Below are 17,127 nucleotides of genomic sequence, written 5' to 3' on the forward strand. Positions count from 1 at the left end.
TATGAGGTTGTTTTTTCTTTTTGTTTTTGGAATGTTTTTAACATTAAAAATGTACTCGCAAGTTGATTTTCCTGATTATGTAAAAAAAATAGAACCAAAAAAAAATCAGGAAAAAGAGTTGAAAAAAAAATATTATTTAATTTATAAAAAAGATCTGATTTTCAATGAGAAAGAAATTAATGTAGTACGAAAATTAGATAAAAACTTTTTTATAATAACAAAAAAAGAAAAACCTTTTTCTTTTAAAGGAAAGTTATTTGATATAAATGATAGTTGGAAGCAATCATATAGAGTTTCACGATTGTCAAAGAAAAAGAATAAACTGGTAAAGGTTGTTGTTAAAACAATTAATTCAAAACTATTCTTAGAAGAAGCAAAAGAAAAAAATATAAGTATTAAAGTACAACATAAGTACAAGGACATTCTAACTCTTAAAGTATCTTCGGCAGATATAAGTAAATTAACCTCCATGTATCAGGTTGTTTATGTAGATGTTCAAATAGCTCCCCGTCCAGAAAAAGTACCGATTGAAAAAGTAGATTTAAGTGTCAATAATATATATAAGCTTCAAAATGACTTCAAAACTATCAATGGAGAAGGAGTAACTGTTTCTGTAAAAGAATTGTTGTTTGATGTAGAAGATATAGATTTAAGAAATAGAGTAAAATTATATGGAAGTGAAGCAGAAGATGTTTCTAGCCATGCAACATCAATGGCCACTATAATAGGAGGAGCAGGGAATAGTGCGTATAACTCTAAAGGAGTAGCTAACCATAGTCATTTATCTTCTTCAGACTTCAGTACACTGCTGCCTGATAATGATACTTATTATAATAACAATAATATATTTGTTCAAAACCATTCTTACGGAACAGAAATAGAAAACTTCTATGGAGCAGAGGCAAATGCTTACGACCAAAGTACAATTGATATACCTGAACTACTTCATGTTTTTTCTTCCGGAAATAGAGGAGAAGCTGCATCTAATGAAGGAGCCTACCAAGGAATAGAAGGATATGCTAATATGACAGGAAACTATAAAATGGCTAAAAATGTTTTAGTTGTTGGAGGAGTGAATAAAGAATTGATGGTAAATACGAGAAGTTCAAAAGGACCTACTTATGACGGTAGAATAAAACCAGAACTGGTAGCACACGGTCCAGATGGAACATCAGATGCAGCGGCGATAGTTTCTGGTGTAGCAACGTTACTACAGCATAAATATAAAGAGAAAACAAACAAATCTCCATCTTCGGCATTATTAAAATCCCTATTAATTGCGGGAGCTGACGATATTGGTCCAAAAGGAATTGACTTTAAAAGTGGTTACGGTAATATAAACGGTTTTCAAAGCATGAGTATTTTAGAAAACGGAAGGTATATTAATGATGAAATCTCAAGTAATGAAATAAAAGAATATTCAATTCCTATAAATACGACAGCAAAAGAAATACGAGTAGTGTTAGTTTGGAATGATGTTCCTGCTAATGTTAATGAAGATAAAGCATTAGTAAACGATTTAGATTTAGAAATAAGTAACGGAGTAAATTCGTGGTTACCTTGGGTTTTGGATGCGTCACCCTCTCAAAGTTTGTTAGAAAAGGAAGCTACACTAGGAGAAGATCACTTAAATAATGTAGAATTAATTACAATTGAAAATCCTGAAATAGGAACCTATAGTATAAAGATAAAAGCAAATTCATTAGCAACAGCGGCGCAAGCATTTTCTGTCGCTTATTTCTATCAGCCCAAAGATACCTTTATGTGGAATTATCCTAATAAAGAGGATAAGCTACCAGCAGTAACAGATAAATATGTACGATGGACCAATAACTTAGATTTTCCTGTAAATAAAATTGAATATTCTATTAATAATGGAAGTTGGACAGAGATAGCAAACGCTACAAATATTACAAAACCATTTTTTCTTTGGAATACTCCAGATGTTAATGGGGTAGCTCAATTAAGAGCTTTGGTAAATGGAGTGTATTATATATCTGAAGAATTTATAATTTCTGAGATTATTACACCAATTGTCGATTTTAACTGTGATGAAAATATTCAATTTAGCTGGGAGTCAGTTCCAAATGTAACAGCATATAATGTACAATTATTAGAAGATACTTATATGTACACCAACTCAACAGTAAGTGAAACAAATATTGTAATTCCAAAAAATACATTTAAAACACCTTATATATCAGTAACGCCAGTTTTTAATAGTGGAGTAGGGGTTAAAGGGCAAACAATAAACTACAATTCACAAGGAGTAAATTGTTATTACAAGAATTTTTTAGCCTTTGTAAAAAATGAAAATGTAGTAGATGTTCGATTAAGTTTAAGTACTTTAACCAATGTAGCTTCAGTTGTCTTTGAAAAAACACGTAACGGAGAAACAGAAGTAATTGAAACATTTACAATGCCTAGTTTAGAAGATCTTCAAACAGAAGATGAAAAAGTTTTAGGTGGAGAAAATGAATACAGGGCTAAAATTATTCTTGATGATGGAACAGAGATTTATACAGACAGTATAAAAATAGAGTTCCCTTTTGATGATACTTTAAAAATATATCCAAATCCTGTAATAGCTTCAGAAGGAATGTTTGTGTATTCAAGAGGGAATAATTTAGAAATAGAAATTGTAGATGTTGCAGGAAGAATAATTTATACAAACAAAATTCAAAAAATTAGGCAAACCATTCCTATACCCAACTTTAAAACAGGTTTACTGTTTGTTCGTATACTAAAAGAAGGGCAACAAATAGCAGTAAAGAAAATACTAGTAAAACCTTAAGTTTTTTTAATTAGTAAGATTAAGGTTAAAACTTTTGTGTTACTTTTTGTAATTTTACAAAGTCACTTCGGATGATTTCGATACTCTATCGAAATTGTATCGAGAAGTTTATACAAACCTGTTCTCGATAAAGTCATTCTAAAGACAATTTTATAATATTTATTTAGATATGATTATGGACTACATTAAAGGGCGTGGTGCACAACACAACACACATAATAAATTTATACAGCATCAGCATGAGGTGTTAGATGACTTTTTAAATTATTGCGAAGCTGAAAATGAATTAGCAGACAATAATAAAACAACTTATTTGGAAATTTACCCCAAAACAATTTTGAATAAAGTAACGAGTCCTGATATTGGGTTCTCATACTCTATGAATCCGTACCAAGGCTGTGAACATGGGTGTATATATTGCTATGCACGTAATACGCACGAATACTGGGGGTATTCAGCAGGGTTAGACTTTGAACGAAAGATATTGTACAAAGCCAATGCACCAGAATTATTAGAGAAAAAGTTACGAAGTCGTAATTGGCACCCCAAAAATATTATGTTTTCAGGAAATACAGACTGTTATCAACCGATAGAAAAGAAACTTGAAATCACACGAAAAATGCTACAAGTGCTATTAAAATTAAAACATCCAGTAAGTATGATAACAAAAAATGCATTAATACTTCGTGATTTAGATATTTTAAAAGAAATGGCAGCTTTGAATTTAGTGAGGGTGAGTATATCAATCACATCGTTATCAGAGGAAACAAGAAGAGTAGTCGAGCCAAGAACAACAACAATCAAAAAAAGACTAGAAACAGTTAAGGTGTTAGCAGAAAATAATATTCCAGTTAATGTTATGATGGCGCCAATTATACCTTCAATTAATAGTCACGAAATATTACCATTAGTAAAAAAAGTAAGTGAGTTAGGAGCAACATCAGTTGCATACACAATAGTGCGTTTGAATGGAGCGATAGGAGAAATTTTTACCAATTGGGTAAGAAAAACCTATCCCGATAGAGCAAACAAAATACTACATCAAATAGAAGACACACATAAAGGCTCGCTGAATGATTCACGTTATGGGAGTAGAATGAGGGGAGAAGGAAAAATAGCAGAGCAAATAAATACACAATTCAAGCTAGCAAGAAAACTATATTTAAAAGACAAAACACTACCTCCGCTAGATTATACCAAATTTGATAAGTACCAAACAAATCAAACAACACTGTTCTAAATAATATATTGTAAAAGGCAATTACCTACAATATATATAATGTATTTCGAATATGGTTTTATTAGTTGTGTGTTTCACTTTGTAATTTAGTTATCGCTAGGCAATAACATTGTAAAGAGTCGGGCCTTTCGTTGTATCTTTTGCTTTTGGGTTGCTATTACAATTCAATAAAAGTAAAAGGATGTCGCTTTAAATGCAGTACACTCAACGAAACAAAGAATTAAATAGCCTATTCGCTTTAATCCCTAACGCGATTTGCTACCATATATATAGTATGTACAAGCCACTTCAGTGTTAAGGGAAGTAGTTAAAAGATGTATTTAGAGTACAAGAGTAGGTATTGTTTTGATTGGTTAGAAAAAACTTTCAGGTATAAAGAGGTATAAGACAAAGAGTTAAAAAAAGGTTTGGAAAAAAGGTAAAAAAAGTCATTGTTGTAAAGAAAAAGGTATCTATATTTGCACCCGCAAACGGAGAAGCGGTAAGCTAAGAAGTTAGTAAGAGTTCATTAAAATAGGGTTTAAGATATTTAAAGAAAAGGTTAAAAAATAGTTTAAATTTTTCTTGTTTAATAAGAAATAAAGTGAGTATCTTTGCAGTCCGATTTTTAGGGAAACAGTTCATTAAAATAGTGTAGCGAAACAAACGAAAAAAAACTTTAAAAAAAGTTTTGTCAGATTAAAAAGAGTTTGTAGTTTTGCATCCGCTTTGAGAAAGCGACACGATCACAGAAATTTTGGAAGACGGTAAGGTCACTAGTTCGAGTCTAGTATTTCTACAAAAGGTTGGATTGAAAAGATGAGTTAACGCTTATTGTTAGAGATTCACCAAGTTCATTGAAAATATTGAAATTGACAGCGTAAAACAAAGAGTAGAATAACCATAACTTCTACGAAGTTAAAAATTCTTTTGGAACTTAACATTTATAATATTAAAGATTATACAATGAAGAGTTTGATCCTGGCTCAGGATGAACGCTAGCGGCAGGCTTAACACATGCAAGTCGAGGGGTAACAGGGAAAAGCTTGCTTTTTTGCTGACGACCGGCGAACGGGTGCGTAACGCGTATAGAATCTGCCTTGTACAGGAGGATAGCCTTTAGAAATGAAGATTAATACTCCATAATGTTGAGAAATGGCATCATTTTTTAATTAAAGATTTATCGGTACAAGATGACTATGCGTCCTATTAGCTAGATGGTAAGGTAACGGCTTACCATGGCAACGATAGGTAGGGGGTCTGAGAGGATTATCCCCCACACTGGTACTGAGACACGGACCAGACTCCTACGGGAGGCAGCAGTGAGGAATATTGGTCAATGGAGGCAACTCTGAACCAGCCATGCCGCGTGCAGGAAGACTGCCCTATGGGTTGTAAACTGCTTTTATACAGGAAGAAACTTAGTTACGTGTAACTAACTGACGGTACTGTAAGAATAAGCACCGGCTAACTCCGTGCCAGCAGCCGCGGTAATACGGAGGGTGCAAGCGTTATCCGGAATCATTGGGTTTAAAGGGTCCGCAGGCGGTCAATTAAGTCAGAGGTGAAATCCCATAGCTTAACTATGGAACTGCCTTTGATACTGGTTGACTTGAGTTATACGGAAGTAGATAGAATAAGTAGTGTAGCGGTGAAATGCATAGATATTACTTAGAATACCGATTGCGAAGGCAGTCTACTACGTATATACTGACGCTCATGGACGAAAGCGTGGGGAGCGAACAGGATTAGATACCCTGGTAGTCCACGCCGTAAACGATGGACACTAGTTGTTGGGTTTATATTCAGTGACTAAGCGAAAGTGATAAGTGTCCCACCTGGGGAGTACGATCGCAAGATTGAAACTCAAAGGAATTGACGGGGGCCCGCACAAGCGGTGGAGCATGTGGTTTAATTCGATGATACGCGAGGAACCTTACCAGGGCTTAAATGTAGAGTGACAGACTGAGAGATCGGTTTTTCTTCGGACACTTTACAAGGTGCTGCATGGTTGTCGTCAGCTCGTGCCGTGAGGTGTCAGGTTAAGTCCTATAACGAGCGCAACCCCTATCGTTAGTTGCTAGCAGGTAAAGCTGAGGACTCTAGCGAGACTGCCGGTGCAAACCGTGAGGAAGGTGGGGATGACGTCAAATCATCACGGCCCTTACGTCCTGGGCTACACACGTGCTACAATGGTATGGACAATGAGCAGCCACAACGCGAGTTGGAGCGAATCTACAAACCATATCACAGTTCGGATCGGAGTCTGCAACTCGACTCCGTGAAGCTGGAATCGCTAGTAATCGGATATCAGCCATGATCCGGTGAATACGTTCCCGGGCCTTGTACACACCGCCCGTCAAGCCATGGAAGCTGGGGGTGCCTGAAGTCGGTTACCGCAAGGAGCTGCCTAGGGTAAAACTGGTAACTAGGGCTAAGTCGTAACAAGGTAGCCGTACCGGAAGGTGCGGCTGGAACACCTCCTTTCTAGAGAAAGATGGTGAGTTACATAAGAGGTTTTATTTTACTCTTTGCTGTTAATTTTAAAAAAATAGACTAAGATCTTAAGAAGTCAATAGTATTTAGTCGATAGTTGTTAGTGTTATATCTAATAATTAAGAGCTAAAGTCTAGAGGCTAAAAAAAGTCTCGTAGCTCAGCTGGTTAGAGCGCTACACTGATAATGTAGAGGTCGGCAGTTCGAGTCTGCCCGAGACTACAATTTTAAGATAAATAGTTGAAAGGAAATTTTAGAAGTTGGGTATCCCAAGTTGACGTATAGGTCATCAATTAACTGATAACTGTTAACTGATACCGACTACTGAAAAGAAAAGGGGGATTAGCTCAGCTGGCTAGAGCGCTTGCCTTGCACGCAAGAGGTCATCGGTTCGACTCCGATATTCTCCACAAGGACTAAGGTCCACAAGTTCATTGACATATTGGTAAAATGATATCGTAAAGAATCAAGATAGAGAGTTAGATTAAATCTAACAAAATATTTTTATAAGAACAAGAATTATAAAGAGCTCGTTGTAGTATTTATACTACAGCAAAAAGTACAATAAGCTAAATAAGGGCGTATGGAGGATGCCTAGGCTTTCAGAGGCGAAGAAGGACGCGATAAGCTGCGATAAGCTACGGGGAGAAGCACATATTTTATGATCCGTAGATTTCCGAATGGGGCAACCCGGCATGTTGAAGACATGTCACACCTTCGGGTGAGCAAACGTGGTGAACTGAAACATCTAAGTAACCATAGGAAGAGAAAACAAAAGTGATTCCGTTAGTAGTGGCGAGCGAACGCGGATTAGCCCAAACCAATGTTGTTACGGCAATATTGGGGTTGTAGGGCTGCGACATTAGAGTCTTAGAGAACTAGAATCGTTTGGAAAGACGAACCGAAGAGAGTGATAGTCTCGTATAGGTAATCGAAGATAATATAGCAGTACCCTGAGTAGTGCGGGACACGTGTAATCCTGTATGAATCCACCGGGACCATCCGGTAAGGCTAAATACTCCTGAAAGACCGATAGTGAACTAGTACCGTGAGGGAAAGGTGAAAAGAACCCTAAGTAAGGGAGTGAAAGAGAACCTGAAACCGTACGCCTACAAGCGGTCGAAGCACATTTACTGTGTGACGGCGTGCCTTTTGCATAATGAGCCTACGAGTTACTGTTGCTAGCAAGGTTAAAGATTTAAGGTCTGGAGCCGTAGCGAAAGCGAGTCTGAATAGGGCGCTATAGTTAGTAGTAGTAGACGCGAAACCGAGTGATCTACCCATGGGCAGGTTGAAGCTGTGGTAACACATAGTGGAGGACCGAACCAGTTGACGTTGAAAAGTCTTTGGATGACCTGTGGGTAGGGGTGAAAGGCCAATCAAACTCGGAAATAGCTCGTACTCCCCGAAATGCATTTAGGTGCAGCGTTGAGACAAAGTTTTATAGAGGTAGAGCTACTGATTGGATGCGGGGGCTTCACCGCCTACCAATTCCTGACAAACTCCGAATGCTATAAAATGTTTCTCAGCAGTGAGGGCATGGGTGCTAAGGTCCATGTCCGAGAGGGAAAGAACCCAGACCATCAGCTAAGGTCCCCAAATATATGTTAAGTTGAAAAAACGAGGTTTGACTGCCCAGACAGCTAGGATGTTGGCTTGGAAGCAGCCATTCATTTAAAGAGTGCGTAACAGCTCACTAGTCGAGCGGTCGAGCATGGATAATAATCGGGCATAAACATATTACCGAAGCTATGGACTTATTAAAGTGGTAGGGGAGCATTCTATATGTGCTGAAGGTGTGCTGTGAGGCATGCTGGAACGTATAGAAAAGAAAATGTAGGCATAAGTAACGATAAAGGGGGCGAGAAACCCCCTCACCGAAAGACTAAGGTTTCCTCAGCGATGCTAATCAGCTGAGGGTTAGTCGGGACCTAAGGCGAATCCGAAGGGAGTAGTCGATGGACAACAGGTTAATATTCCTGTACTTCTTATAATTGCGATGGGGTGACGGAGTAGTGAAAGCACCGCGAACTGACGGAATAGTTCGTTGAAACATTTAGGTATTAGACTGGTAGGCAAATCCGCCGGTTTAGCTGAAGTGTGATAGTACCACAAGTCTTCGGATGCGTGGATAGTGTGCCTAAAAACTTCCAAGAAAAACCTCTAAGCTTCAGATTATAAGAACCCGTACCGTAAACCGACACAGGTAGTTGGGATGAGAATTCTAAGGTGCTCGAGAGATTCATGGCTAAGGAACTAGGCAAAATAGACTCGTAACTTCGGGAGAAGAGTCGCCCTACTCCGGTAGGGCCGCAGTGAAAAGATCCAGGCGACTGTTTATCAAAAACACAGGGCTTTGCTAAATTGAAAGATGATGTATAAGGCCTGACACCTGCCCGGTGCTGGAAGGTTAAGTGGAGTTGTTAGCTTCGGCGAAGCAATCAAATGAAGCCCCAGTAAACGGCGGCCGTAACTATAACGGTCCTAAGGTAGCGAAATTCCTTGTCGGGTAAGTTCCGACCTGCACGAATGGTGCAACGATCTGGATACTGTCTCAGCCATGAGCTCGGTGAAATTGTAGTATCGGTGAAGATGCCGATTACCCGCAGCGGGACGAAAAGACCCCGTGAACCTTTACTATAGCTTCGTATTGACTTTGGATAAGTAATGTGTAGGATAGGTGGGAGACTTTGAAGCAGCGTCGCTAGGCGTTGTGGAGTCATCCTTGAAATACCACCCTTTGCTTATCTAGAGCCTAACTCAGCAATGAGAACAGTGCGTGGTGGGTAGTTTGACTGGGGTGGTCGCCTCCAAAAGAGTAACGGAGGCTTCTAAAGGTTCCCTCAGCACGCTTGGTAACCGTGCGTAGAGTGCAATGGCATAAGGGAGCTTGACTGAGAGACATACAGGTCGATCAGGTACGAAAGTAGAGCATAGTGATCCGGTGGTTCCGCATGGAAGGGCCATCGCTCAAAGGATAAAAGGTACTCCGGGGATAACAGGCTGATCTCCCCCAAGAGCTCACATCGACGGGGGGGTTTGGCACCTCGATGTCGGCTCGTCACATCCTGGGGCTGGAGAAGGTCCCAAGGGTTGGGCTGTTCGCCCATTAAAGTGGCACGCGAGCTGGGTTCAGAACGTCGTGAGACAGTTCGGTCTCTATCTGCTGTGGGCGTTAGAAATTTGAGTGGATCTGACTTTAGTACGAGAGGACCGAGTTGGACTGACCTCTAGTGTATCTGTTGTCTCGCCAGGGGCACTGCAGAGTAGCTACGTCGGGAAGGGATAAGCGCTGAAAGCATATAAGCGCGAAACCCACCACAAGATGAGATTTCTTTAAAGGGTCGTGGAAGATCACCACGTTGATAGGCTATAAGTGTAAGTGCAGTAATGTATGTAGCTGAGTAGTACTAATAACCCATAGGCTTATGTACGTATCCCGGTCCTAGTGGCCGGGAGCAAACTCTTTGATAATTTATGATATGATTTTACTAATATGTTAACTTATACAGTTGAAATATACTGAAACGATTTAAGGTGATTATCGCAATGGGGCTCACCTCTTACCATTCCGAACAGAGAAGTTAAGCCCATTAGCGCCGATGGTACTGCCACTGGTGGGAGAGTAGGTCGTTGCCTTTCTTTTAAACCTCAATCTTTTATTAGATTGAGGTTTTTTTTATACCTAATTTTTTAACCTCCTAAATTCTTACAGAGGAGGTAGATTATATTCTATAAAGCCTTAAGAAAGTAAATAAAAGAGGAATAAACTATTTTAAAACTCTTTATAGGGTAACATGATTTATATCTTTTAATAGTTGTTGTATGAGTCTTAAATAACTAAATAATTTAAGAAGTTTTAGGGTAAAGAAGATTTGTACATTGAAATTTGTTTTTTAATCTTTACGTCTTATAAAAAACAGAATGAGTTTAGGTAATGCAGTTTTATTTTTCATATGTTCTTTAGGTGTTTTTAATGGTCTCTTGGTGAGTATATATTTTTTATTGCTAGATAAAACGACAAGAGTCCCTAATTTTTTGTTTGGGCTGTTAACTTTCTTTTTAACAGTACGAATAGGGAAGTCCGTTTACACAATATTTACCCCTAGGGAAGAGAGAAATTTATGGATTATACAAATAGGACTATCAGCTTGTTTTTTAATAGGAATCTCGTTGTATTACTATTTAAAATCATCTGTTACAAAAACGAAGAAAATTCCGTTAAACTGGAAAATTCATTTTTTAATATTATTCCTAGTACTACTTATAGTAGGAATCATAAAGCCATATGCAATAGATATGCTTTTTTGGAATACCTATTTTGTTAAGTTTATTTATTTGGTTTGGGGTATTTATGTTGTGTTATCAGGGGTAGTCTTAAAAGATATTTTCAAAAAACTATTTTCAAAAAAAGAAACTTTTACTACTTCAGAAGTATGGTTGGTGGCTGTTTATGTAAGTAATCTACTAATTTATTTGGCATACATAATTGGTTATTTTTATTTCTATTTTGTAGGAACTGTTACTTTTTCTATTGTTTTTTATGGATTGATATTGTTATTTCTTTCTAAGAAAAATAGAGAATCTATTTTTAGAGACTTGCCAGAAAAATACTCTGCAAAAAAGATTGAAAATGATGAAGCAGATTCTTTAAAATTGCAATTAGATGTTTTAATGAAAGAACAAGAATTGTATAAAAAGACCGATGTAAAATTGTCTGATATTTCAGTTAAAATAGGGGTGTCTTCTCATAAATTATCACAATTTCTAAATGATAATCTTGGAAAAAGCTTTGCAACATTCTTGAATGAATATAGAATTGAGGAAGCGAAGAAACTATTAAAAGAAAATCATAAAATTACTTTAGAAAGTATTGGTTTTGAAGCTGGTTTTTCTTCAAAATCAAACTTTTACGCTACATTTAAGAAAGTTGTAGGGCTAACGCCAGCTCAGTATCAAAAGAAGTTTTTAGAAGAGTAACTAGTACACAATTATAATTTAGGACACCTAAATTATAAGATTTCATCAAGAAAGAAGGTTGTTTTAAGAGATTTGAAGTAAAATTTAAATCTTTTATATATATGAAAATTATAGCGACATTAATTTCAGTACTCTTTTCTTTATCGTGCTTTTCACAAGATAAAGAAGATGTTAAACAAGAACTCCTAATTAATATCTATGGAGGCAAACAACAAAAAGTAATTAATTACGATAAAAGTTTTGTGTCTGACGATAGATTGTTTTATGAAAGTTTAGATCGTCCAGATACTAATTTACCTCTTTCTGATAAAGAGCTTATAGAAGAAACTCTTAAAAGTTATATTAAAGGAAGTTCATATAATAGACTCCATATATTAAAAAACTCTTTTTCAAAAGATGCTACGCTTTATTTAACTGTAAAGGATGGCTTTAAGCGTTATTCCCCAGAACAGTATACAAGCTTTTTTTCATCTGATAAAAAAGGAGAGTTTAATGGTAGGATAGGAGAAATCATTTCAATAGATATTACAAATGATATTGCTACAGCTAAAGTTGAAATTTTAATACCTAATCGCAAATGGAGATTTATAGACCTCTTTTTGTTGAAGAAGTTTGCTAAGGAATGGAAAATTATCAGTAAAACAGCAACGAGAGAGCTATCAAAGGAAACTGGGAATAAAATTTTATTTGTTGTCTCTAATACTGATTATTATATAGGAACTGATATTCCTACAGGTAATAGTTTTGACGAGATAATAGTGGCTTATGAAATGTTTAAAGAAGCTGGTTTTAACATAGATATTATAAGTCCTGAAGGAGGCGATATTCCTTTAAAATATTTGAATACTTCAGAGAAAAAGAAGAAGAAATATTTATATGATAGTGATTTTATGTATGCTTTAAAATATACTAAAACACCAAAACAAGTTCGTCCGTCTGATTATAAAGCTATTTACTATGTAGGAGGTGGAAGTGCTATGTTTAACGTACCTAAAAATAAAGAAATTCAAAAGATAGCTATGAATATTTATGAAAAGCAAAATGGTGTTATCAGTGCAGTGTGTCATGGTACAGCTGGAATTGTTTTTTTAAAGAAAAGTAATGGAGAATATGTGGTAAAAAATAAACGAGTAAATGGGTTTCCTGAAGATTATGAAAAAAAAGATAGAGCATATTTTAAAAGTTTCCCTTTTTTAATTGGAGAAACAATAGAAAAGCACGGTGGAAAATTCTTTCACTCAAATTCTCCCCTTGAAGCACATGTTGAAGTGGATGGAAGATTGGTAACAGGACAAAATCCTGCATCGGTTCCTAAATTGGTAAAAGAGGTAATCAAAATCATTAATTCAAAATAACACTTAATTTAATTAACAAAAAAAGCTCGCAAATTGCGAGCTTTTTCTATTTATAACTTTATTGAATACTAAGCTAACATTGTAACTGGGTTTTCAATATAGGTTTTTAATGTTTGTAAAAATTGAGCACCAACAGCACCGTCAACCGTTCTGTGGTCACATGCTAAGGTTAGTTTCATTGTATTGCCTACAACGATTTCTCCATTTTTAACTACTGGTTTTTGTACAATTGCACCTACTGATAAAATTGCAGAGTTAGGTTGGTTAATAATTGAAGTAAAACTCTCAATACCAAACATTCCTAAGTTAGAAACGGTAAAGGTACTTCCTTGCATTTCTCCAGGAGTAATTTTCTTGTTCCTAGCTTTACCAGCTAAATCACGTACAGCAGCACCAATTTGTGTTAAACTTAAAGCATCTGTATGTTTTACTACAGGTACAACTAAGCCTTCATCAACAGCTACAGCTACACCTACGTGAATGTGACTGTGGAATAAAGTGTCGTTATCTGTCCAGCTAGTATTAACTTGTGGGTGCTTTTTCAAAGCCATTGCACATGCCTTTACAACCATATCATTAAAAGATATTTTAGTATCAGGAATTGCGTTAATGGTTTTACGAGAAGCCATTGCATTATCCATATCTACTTCGATATTTAAGTAGAAGTGAGGAGCAGAAAATTTAGAATTACTTAATGCCTTAGCAATAGCTTTACGCATTTGAGAATTCTTAACTTCAGAAGTGTTTTCTTCTCCAGCAATTGCAAAATTAGTTACTGCTGATGGAGTAGTAGTACTGGTAGCTCGAGTTTCAACTTTAGCAGCTGGAGTATAGTTTTCAACATCTTTTTTGATGATACGACCATTTTCTCCAGATCCTTTAATATCCGCTAAATTAATTCCTTTGTCTTTAGCTATTTTCTTAGCTAAAGGTGAAGCGAAAATTCGACCACCTTTATTATTTGATACTGTTTCAACTGGAGTAGCAACTGCTTCTGTTTTGTTTTCTACAGCTTTAGGAGCTTCTTCTTGTTTTTCAGATGCATCAGCATTTGTCAAAGTACCGGCTTTATGAGCTTCCACCAATGATGAAACATCAGTACCAGCATCACCAATAATAGCCAATAAGCTATCTACAGGAGCACTTTCACCTTCTTGAACTCCAATATGTAATAAAGTTCCTTCGTTGAAAGATTCGAACTCCATTGTAGCTTTATCAGTTTCGATTTCAGCTAAAATGTCACCTTCTTCAACTTTATCACCTACTTTTTTTAACCAAGAAGCAACGGTGCCTTCAGTCATTGTATCACTTAAACGAGGCATAGTTACCACTTTTACTCCTTCAGGAATAGAAGTGTTTGTAGATGCTGCTTTTGACTCTTCAGCTTTAGGAGCTTCTGATTTTGTTTCAGCAGGAGCAGAATTATTTTCGTTTAATAATGCTGAAAAATCTTCTCCTTCTTCACCAATAATAGCTAATAAACTATCAACAGGAGCTGTTTCACCCTCTTGAACACCTATATGTAATAGAGTACCTTCGTGGAAAGATTCGAATTCCATAGTAGCTTTATCAGTTTCGATTTCAGCTAAAATATCACCTTCTTCAACTTTATCACCTACTTTTTTTAACCAAGAAGCTACCACTCCTTCTTCCATCGTATCGCTTAAGCGAGGCATGTTTATAATTGTAGCCATAGTTTACTTAGATTTTATAAATGGATAATCTTCTTGTTCGTATACCATATCATATAATTGATTTAGCTCTGGATATGGAGAATCTTCTGCGAATTTTTCACATTCTTTAACCATATCTTTTACTTCTTTATCAATTACTTTGATCTCATCTTCTGTAGCATACTCTTTTTCTTTGATGACATCTAAAACTTGAGTAATAGGATCTATTTTTTTGTACTCTTCAACTTCTTCTTTGGTACGATAATGTTGAGCATCAGACATAGAGTGACCTCTATAACGATACGTTTTCATTTCTAAGAAAGTAGGTCCGTCACCACGACGAGCTCTTTGAATAGCTTCATCTACAGCTTCAGCAACTTTGATAGGATTCATTCCGTCAACAGGTCCACAAGGCATTTCATACCCTAATCCTAATTTCCAAATATCAGTATGGTTTGCTGTTCTTTCAACAGAAGTTCCCATGGCATATCCGTTATTTTCAACAATAAATACCACTGGTAATTTCCAGTTCATAGCCATGTTAAAAGTTTCATGTAAAGAACCTTGACGCGCAGCTCCATCACCAAAATAACATAAAGTAACAGCATCGCTACCTTTGTATTTATCTCCAAAAGCTATACCAGCACCTAAAGGAATTTGACCTCCTACAATTCCGTGACCACCATAGAAACGGTATTCTTTAGAGAAGATATGCATAGAACCTCCCATACCATGAGAAGTACCAGTAGCTTTACCATATAATTCTGCCATAACACGTTTTGGGTCTTCTCCCATACCAATTGGTTGAACGTGATTACGATAAGCAGTAATCATTTTATCTTTAGTCAAATCCATTGCATGTAATGAACCTGCTAAAACAGCCTCTTGACCGTTATATAAGTGTAAAAAACCTCTAACTTTTTGTTGAATGTAAACTGCTGCTAGCTTGTCTTCAAACTTTCTCCAAAATAGCATATCTCTATACCAATTGATATAGGTTTCTTTGGTGATTTTCTTCATTATATACTTTAGTTGTTTATTTAAATGTTTGTTTGTTTTACCTGTAGCAAAACGTAGCTACAAAAATAAGTAGTTTTTAGTAATTTAAAAAAACTTATTACTAAAAGTTGAAGAAAGGTTTTATATTGAAAAAAGAGATATAATTACTGTTCTTTAGCTACAATAATTGTGGCTTTTGCGCCTGTAGCTAAATTCCATTCATTAGATGAAATTAACATACCAGCATCATTATAAATTTTAAAAGCAGCTGTATTAGGACCAGAGGTTCCTTGGTTTAAGGCTACAATTTTTATGGTATTTATACCTTCATCTAAAGGAAGATTAAAAGATTGATATCGTTGTTTCAGTGTAAGGTTGCTAACAACTGGTATTTCATTTATATAAATAGTGACCCTGTCTCCATCTGGGTATTGATAGTCTCTACAAATAATATTAACACTTTTTGATTTAGTACTGAAACTACCTAAATCCTGATCAATAACAGGATATTGATACATACCATTAATTTGCTTGAAATTTTTTAAGTATTGTTCTTCTGCTATTTTAGCTTTAGTTAAAATCCCTTTATTTTCTAAATCTTTTTGAGCTTGCTTTTTTTGAAGTTCTTTTTGTTGTTCTTTATGCGCAGTTTTAAAACCATTGTTATTGTCAAAATCTAACGCTTTAGGTTTTTTTACTTCTTTTGCAGGTGCAGTAATAATACCAAAAGCAGAGTTTCCCTTTTTTTTACCACCAATTGAACCATCCATCTGTGCAAAAACATTGGATGTTATGCTACATAAAAAAACGATTACAAGTGTTGGTATTATTTTCATCATTGTAAATAAATCTAAGCAAATATAATGCCGATTTTTGAGTGATTTTAAAATAAAGGACTAAAACTAGTTATTTTACAGGAAAATCAAAAAAGGTTTTAGGAAAAGGCTCACCTCTTAAGGTAAAATGCCACCATTCTTTACTATAAGGTCTAAAACCATGTTTACGCATTATTTTTTGTAGTAATTGTCTGTTCTTTTTTTGCTGTTCTGTAAGGTTTTCATAAGTAATATGAGATGAAACTCCAAAAAAATCATATGGACTCCCCATGTCTAATTCTTCACCTGTTTCTAAGTGTATAATTGTTAAGTCGACAGTACTTCCTCTTGAATGACCAGATTTTGAAGAAATATATCCTAGTTTAAACAAATGACGTTTATTAACTTCAGGATAATATTGTTGTTTCATTAATGTATCGTTAATTACTCGAGCCCATTTTACAAAATGGTTTACTGCTGTTTGCGGGCGATAAGCATCATAAATTTTTAAGCCTAATTTTTTAGTAGCTAATTCATCTTGAACTTTTTTTAAAGCTTTAGCAGTTGGGGTGGTAACTATAAGAATATTTTCTTCATATCCATTAACTGGAACCCCCAAAAAATTGTTGTTATAACAGTATCTTAATTCACCTTGTATTGTAGGAGATACGTCTTTGATATATGAAAAACCTTTAGGTAATTTCTGAGATTGAATAGCTAAAGAAGTAAGTAAAAATAACGTTAAAATCCATTTCATAGGGTAAAAGTAATGAAATGGATTTTAACAGTTTCTTTC

General features: G+C 35.8%; 8 protein-coding genes, 2 tRNA genes and 3 rRNA genes. 9 read left to right on the plus strand and 4 right to left on the minus strand.

Features of this window, described 5'->3' with window-relative positions:
- Positions 1 to 49: 49 nt before the first annotated feature.
- The 9 genes from ACKTTR_RS04765 to ACKTTR_RS04805 all read left to right on the plus strand — a co-directional run bounded on the left by ACKTTR_RS04765 (position 50) and on the right by ACKTTR_RS04805 (position 12,844).
- A complete protein-coding gene (locus tag ACKTTR_RS04765) occupies positions 50 to 2,794 on the plus strand; it encodes a S8 family peptidase (protein ID WP_408026749.1) in 2,745 nt (914 codons plus the stop codon).
- Positions 2,795 to 2,969: 175 nt separating this feature from the next.
- Positions 2,970 to 4,034 carry a PA0069 family radical SAM protein gene (locus ACKTTR_RS04770; protein ID WP_408026750.1) on the plus strand — a complete coding sequence of 355 codons (1,065 nt, stop codon included), beginning with the start codon at positions 2,970 to 2,972 and terminating at the stop codon, positions 4,032 to 4,034.
- Positions 4,035 to 4,976: 942 nt separating this feature from the next.
- Positions 4,977 to 6,500, plus strand: a 16S ribosomal RNA gene (locus ACKTTR_RS04775).
- A gap of 157 nt (positions 6,501 to 6,657) precedes the next feature.
- Positions 6,658 to 6,731: transfer RNA gene (locus tag ACKTTR_RS04780), tRNA-Ile, on the plus strand.
- A gap of 114 nt (positions 6,732 to 6,845) precedes the next feature.
- Positions 6,846 to 6,919: transfer RNA gene (locus ACKTTR_RS04785), tRNA-Ala, on the plus strand.
- Between the two features lie 152 nt (positions 6,920 to 7,071).
- Positions 7,072 to 9,943: ribosomal RNA gene (locus ACKTTR_RS04790) — 23S ribosomal RNA — on the plus strand.
- 99 nt (positions 9,944 to 10,042) lie between these two features.
- A 5S ribosomal RNA gene (rrf, locus tag ACKTTR_RS04795) occupies positions 10,043 to 10,151 on the plus strand.
- The 16S, 23S and 5S rRNA genes sit together here with 2 tRNA genes alongside, the layout of an rRNA operon.
- Before the next feature lie 282 nt (positions 10,152 to 10,433).
- A complete protein-coding gene (locus ACKTTR_RS04800) occupies positions 10,434 to 11,489 on the plus strand; it encodes an AraC family transcriptional regulator (RefSeq protein ID WP_408026751.1) in 1,056 nt (351 codons plus the stop codon).
- A gap of 101 nt (positions 11,490 to 11,590) precedes the next feature.
- Complete coding sequence (locus tag ACKTTR_RS04805) at positions 11,591 to 12,844, plus strand: nuclear transport factor 2 family protein (protein ID WP_408026752.1); 1,254 nt, start codon at positions 11,591 to 11,593, stop codon at positions 12,842 to 12,844.
- Positions 12,845 to 12,912: 68 nt separating this feature from the next.
- On the opposite strand, the gene ACKTTR_RS04810 is transcribed toward ACKTTR_RS04805, so the two are convergent.
- From ACKTTR_RS04810 to ACKTTR_RS04825, 4 genes are all read right to left on the minus strand, one after another.
- The gene (locus ACKTTR_RS04810; RefSeq protein WP_408026753.1) at positions 12,913 to 14,538 is read right to left on the minus strand and encodes a pyruvate dehydrogenase complex dihydrolipoamide acetyltransferase; all 1,626 of its coding nucleotides are present in this window, start codon (positions 14,536 to 14,538) and stop codon (positions 12,913 to 12,915) included.
- Between the two features lie 3 nt (positions 14,539 to 14,541).
- Complete coding sequence (pdhA, locus tag ACKTTR_RS04815; RefSeq protein WP_408026754.1) at positions 14,542 to 15,537, minus strand: pyruvate dehydrogenase (acetyl-transferring) E1 component subunit alpha; 996 nt, start codon at positions 15,535 to 15,537, stop codon at positions 14,542 to 14,544.
- Positions 15,538 to 15,680: 143 nt separating this feature from the next.
- Positions 15,681 to 16,355, minus strand: coding sequence for a hypothetical protein (locus ACKTTR_RS04820; RefSeq protein WP_408026755.1), 675 nt, complete (start codon positions 16,353 to 16,355; stop codon positions 15,681 to 15,683).
- Between the two features lie 67 nt (positions 16,356 to 16,422).
- On the minus strand, positions 16,423 to 17,088 hold the full coding sequence (locus ACKTTR_RS04825; protein WP_408026756.1) for a M15 family metallopeptidase: 666 nt from the start codon (positions 17,086 to 17,088) through the stop codon (positions 16,423 to 16,425).
- Between the last annotated feature and the right edge of the window lie 39 nt (positions 17,089 to 17,127).

It is taken from the genome of Tenacibaculum litoreum (assembly GCF_964513915.1).
GTDB lineage: Bacteria > Bacteroidota > Bacteroidia > Flavobacteriales > Flavobacteriaceae > Polaribacter > Polaribacter litoreum.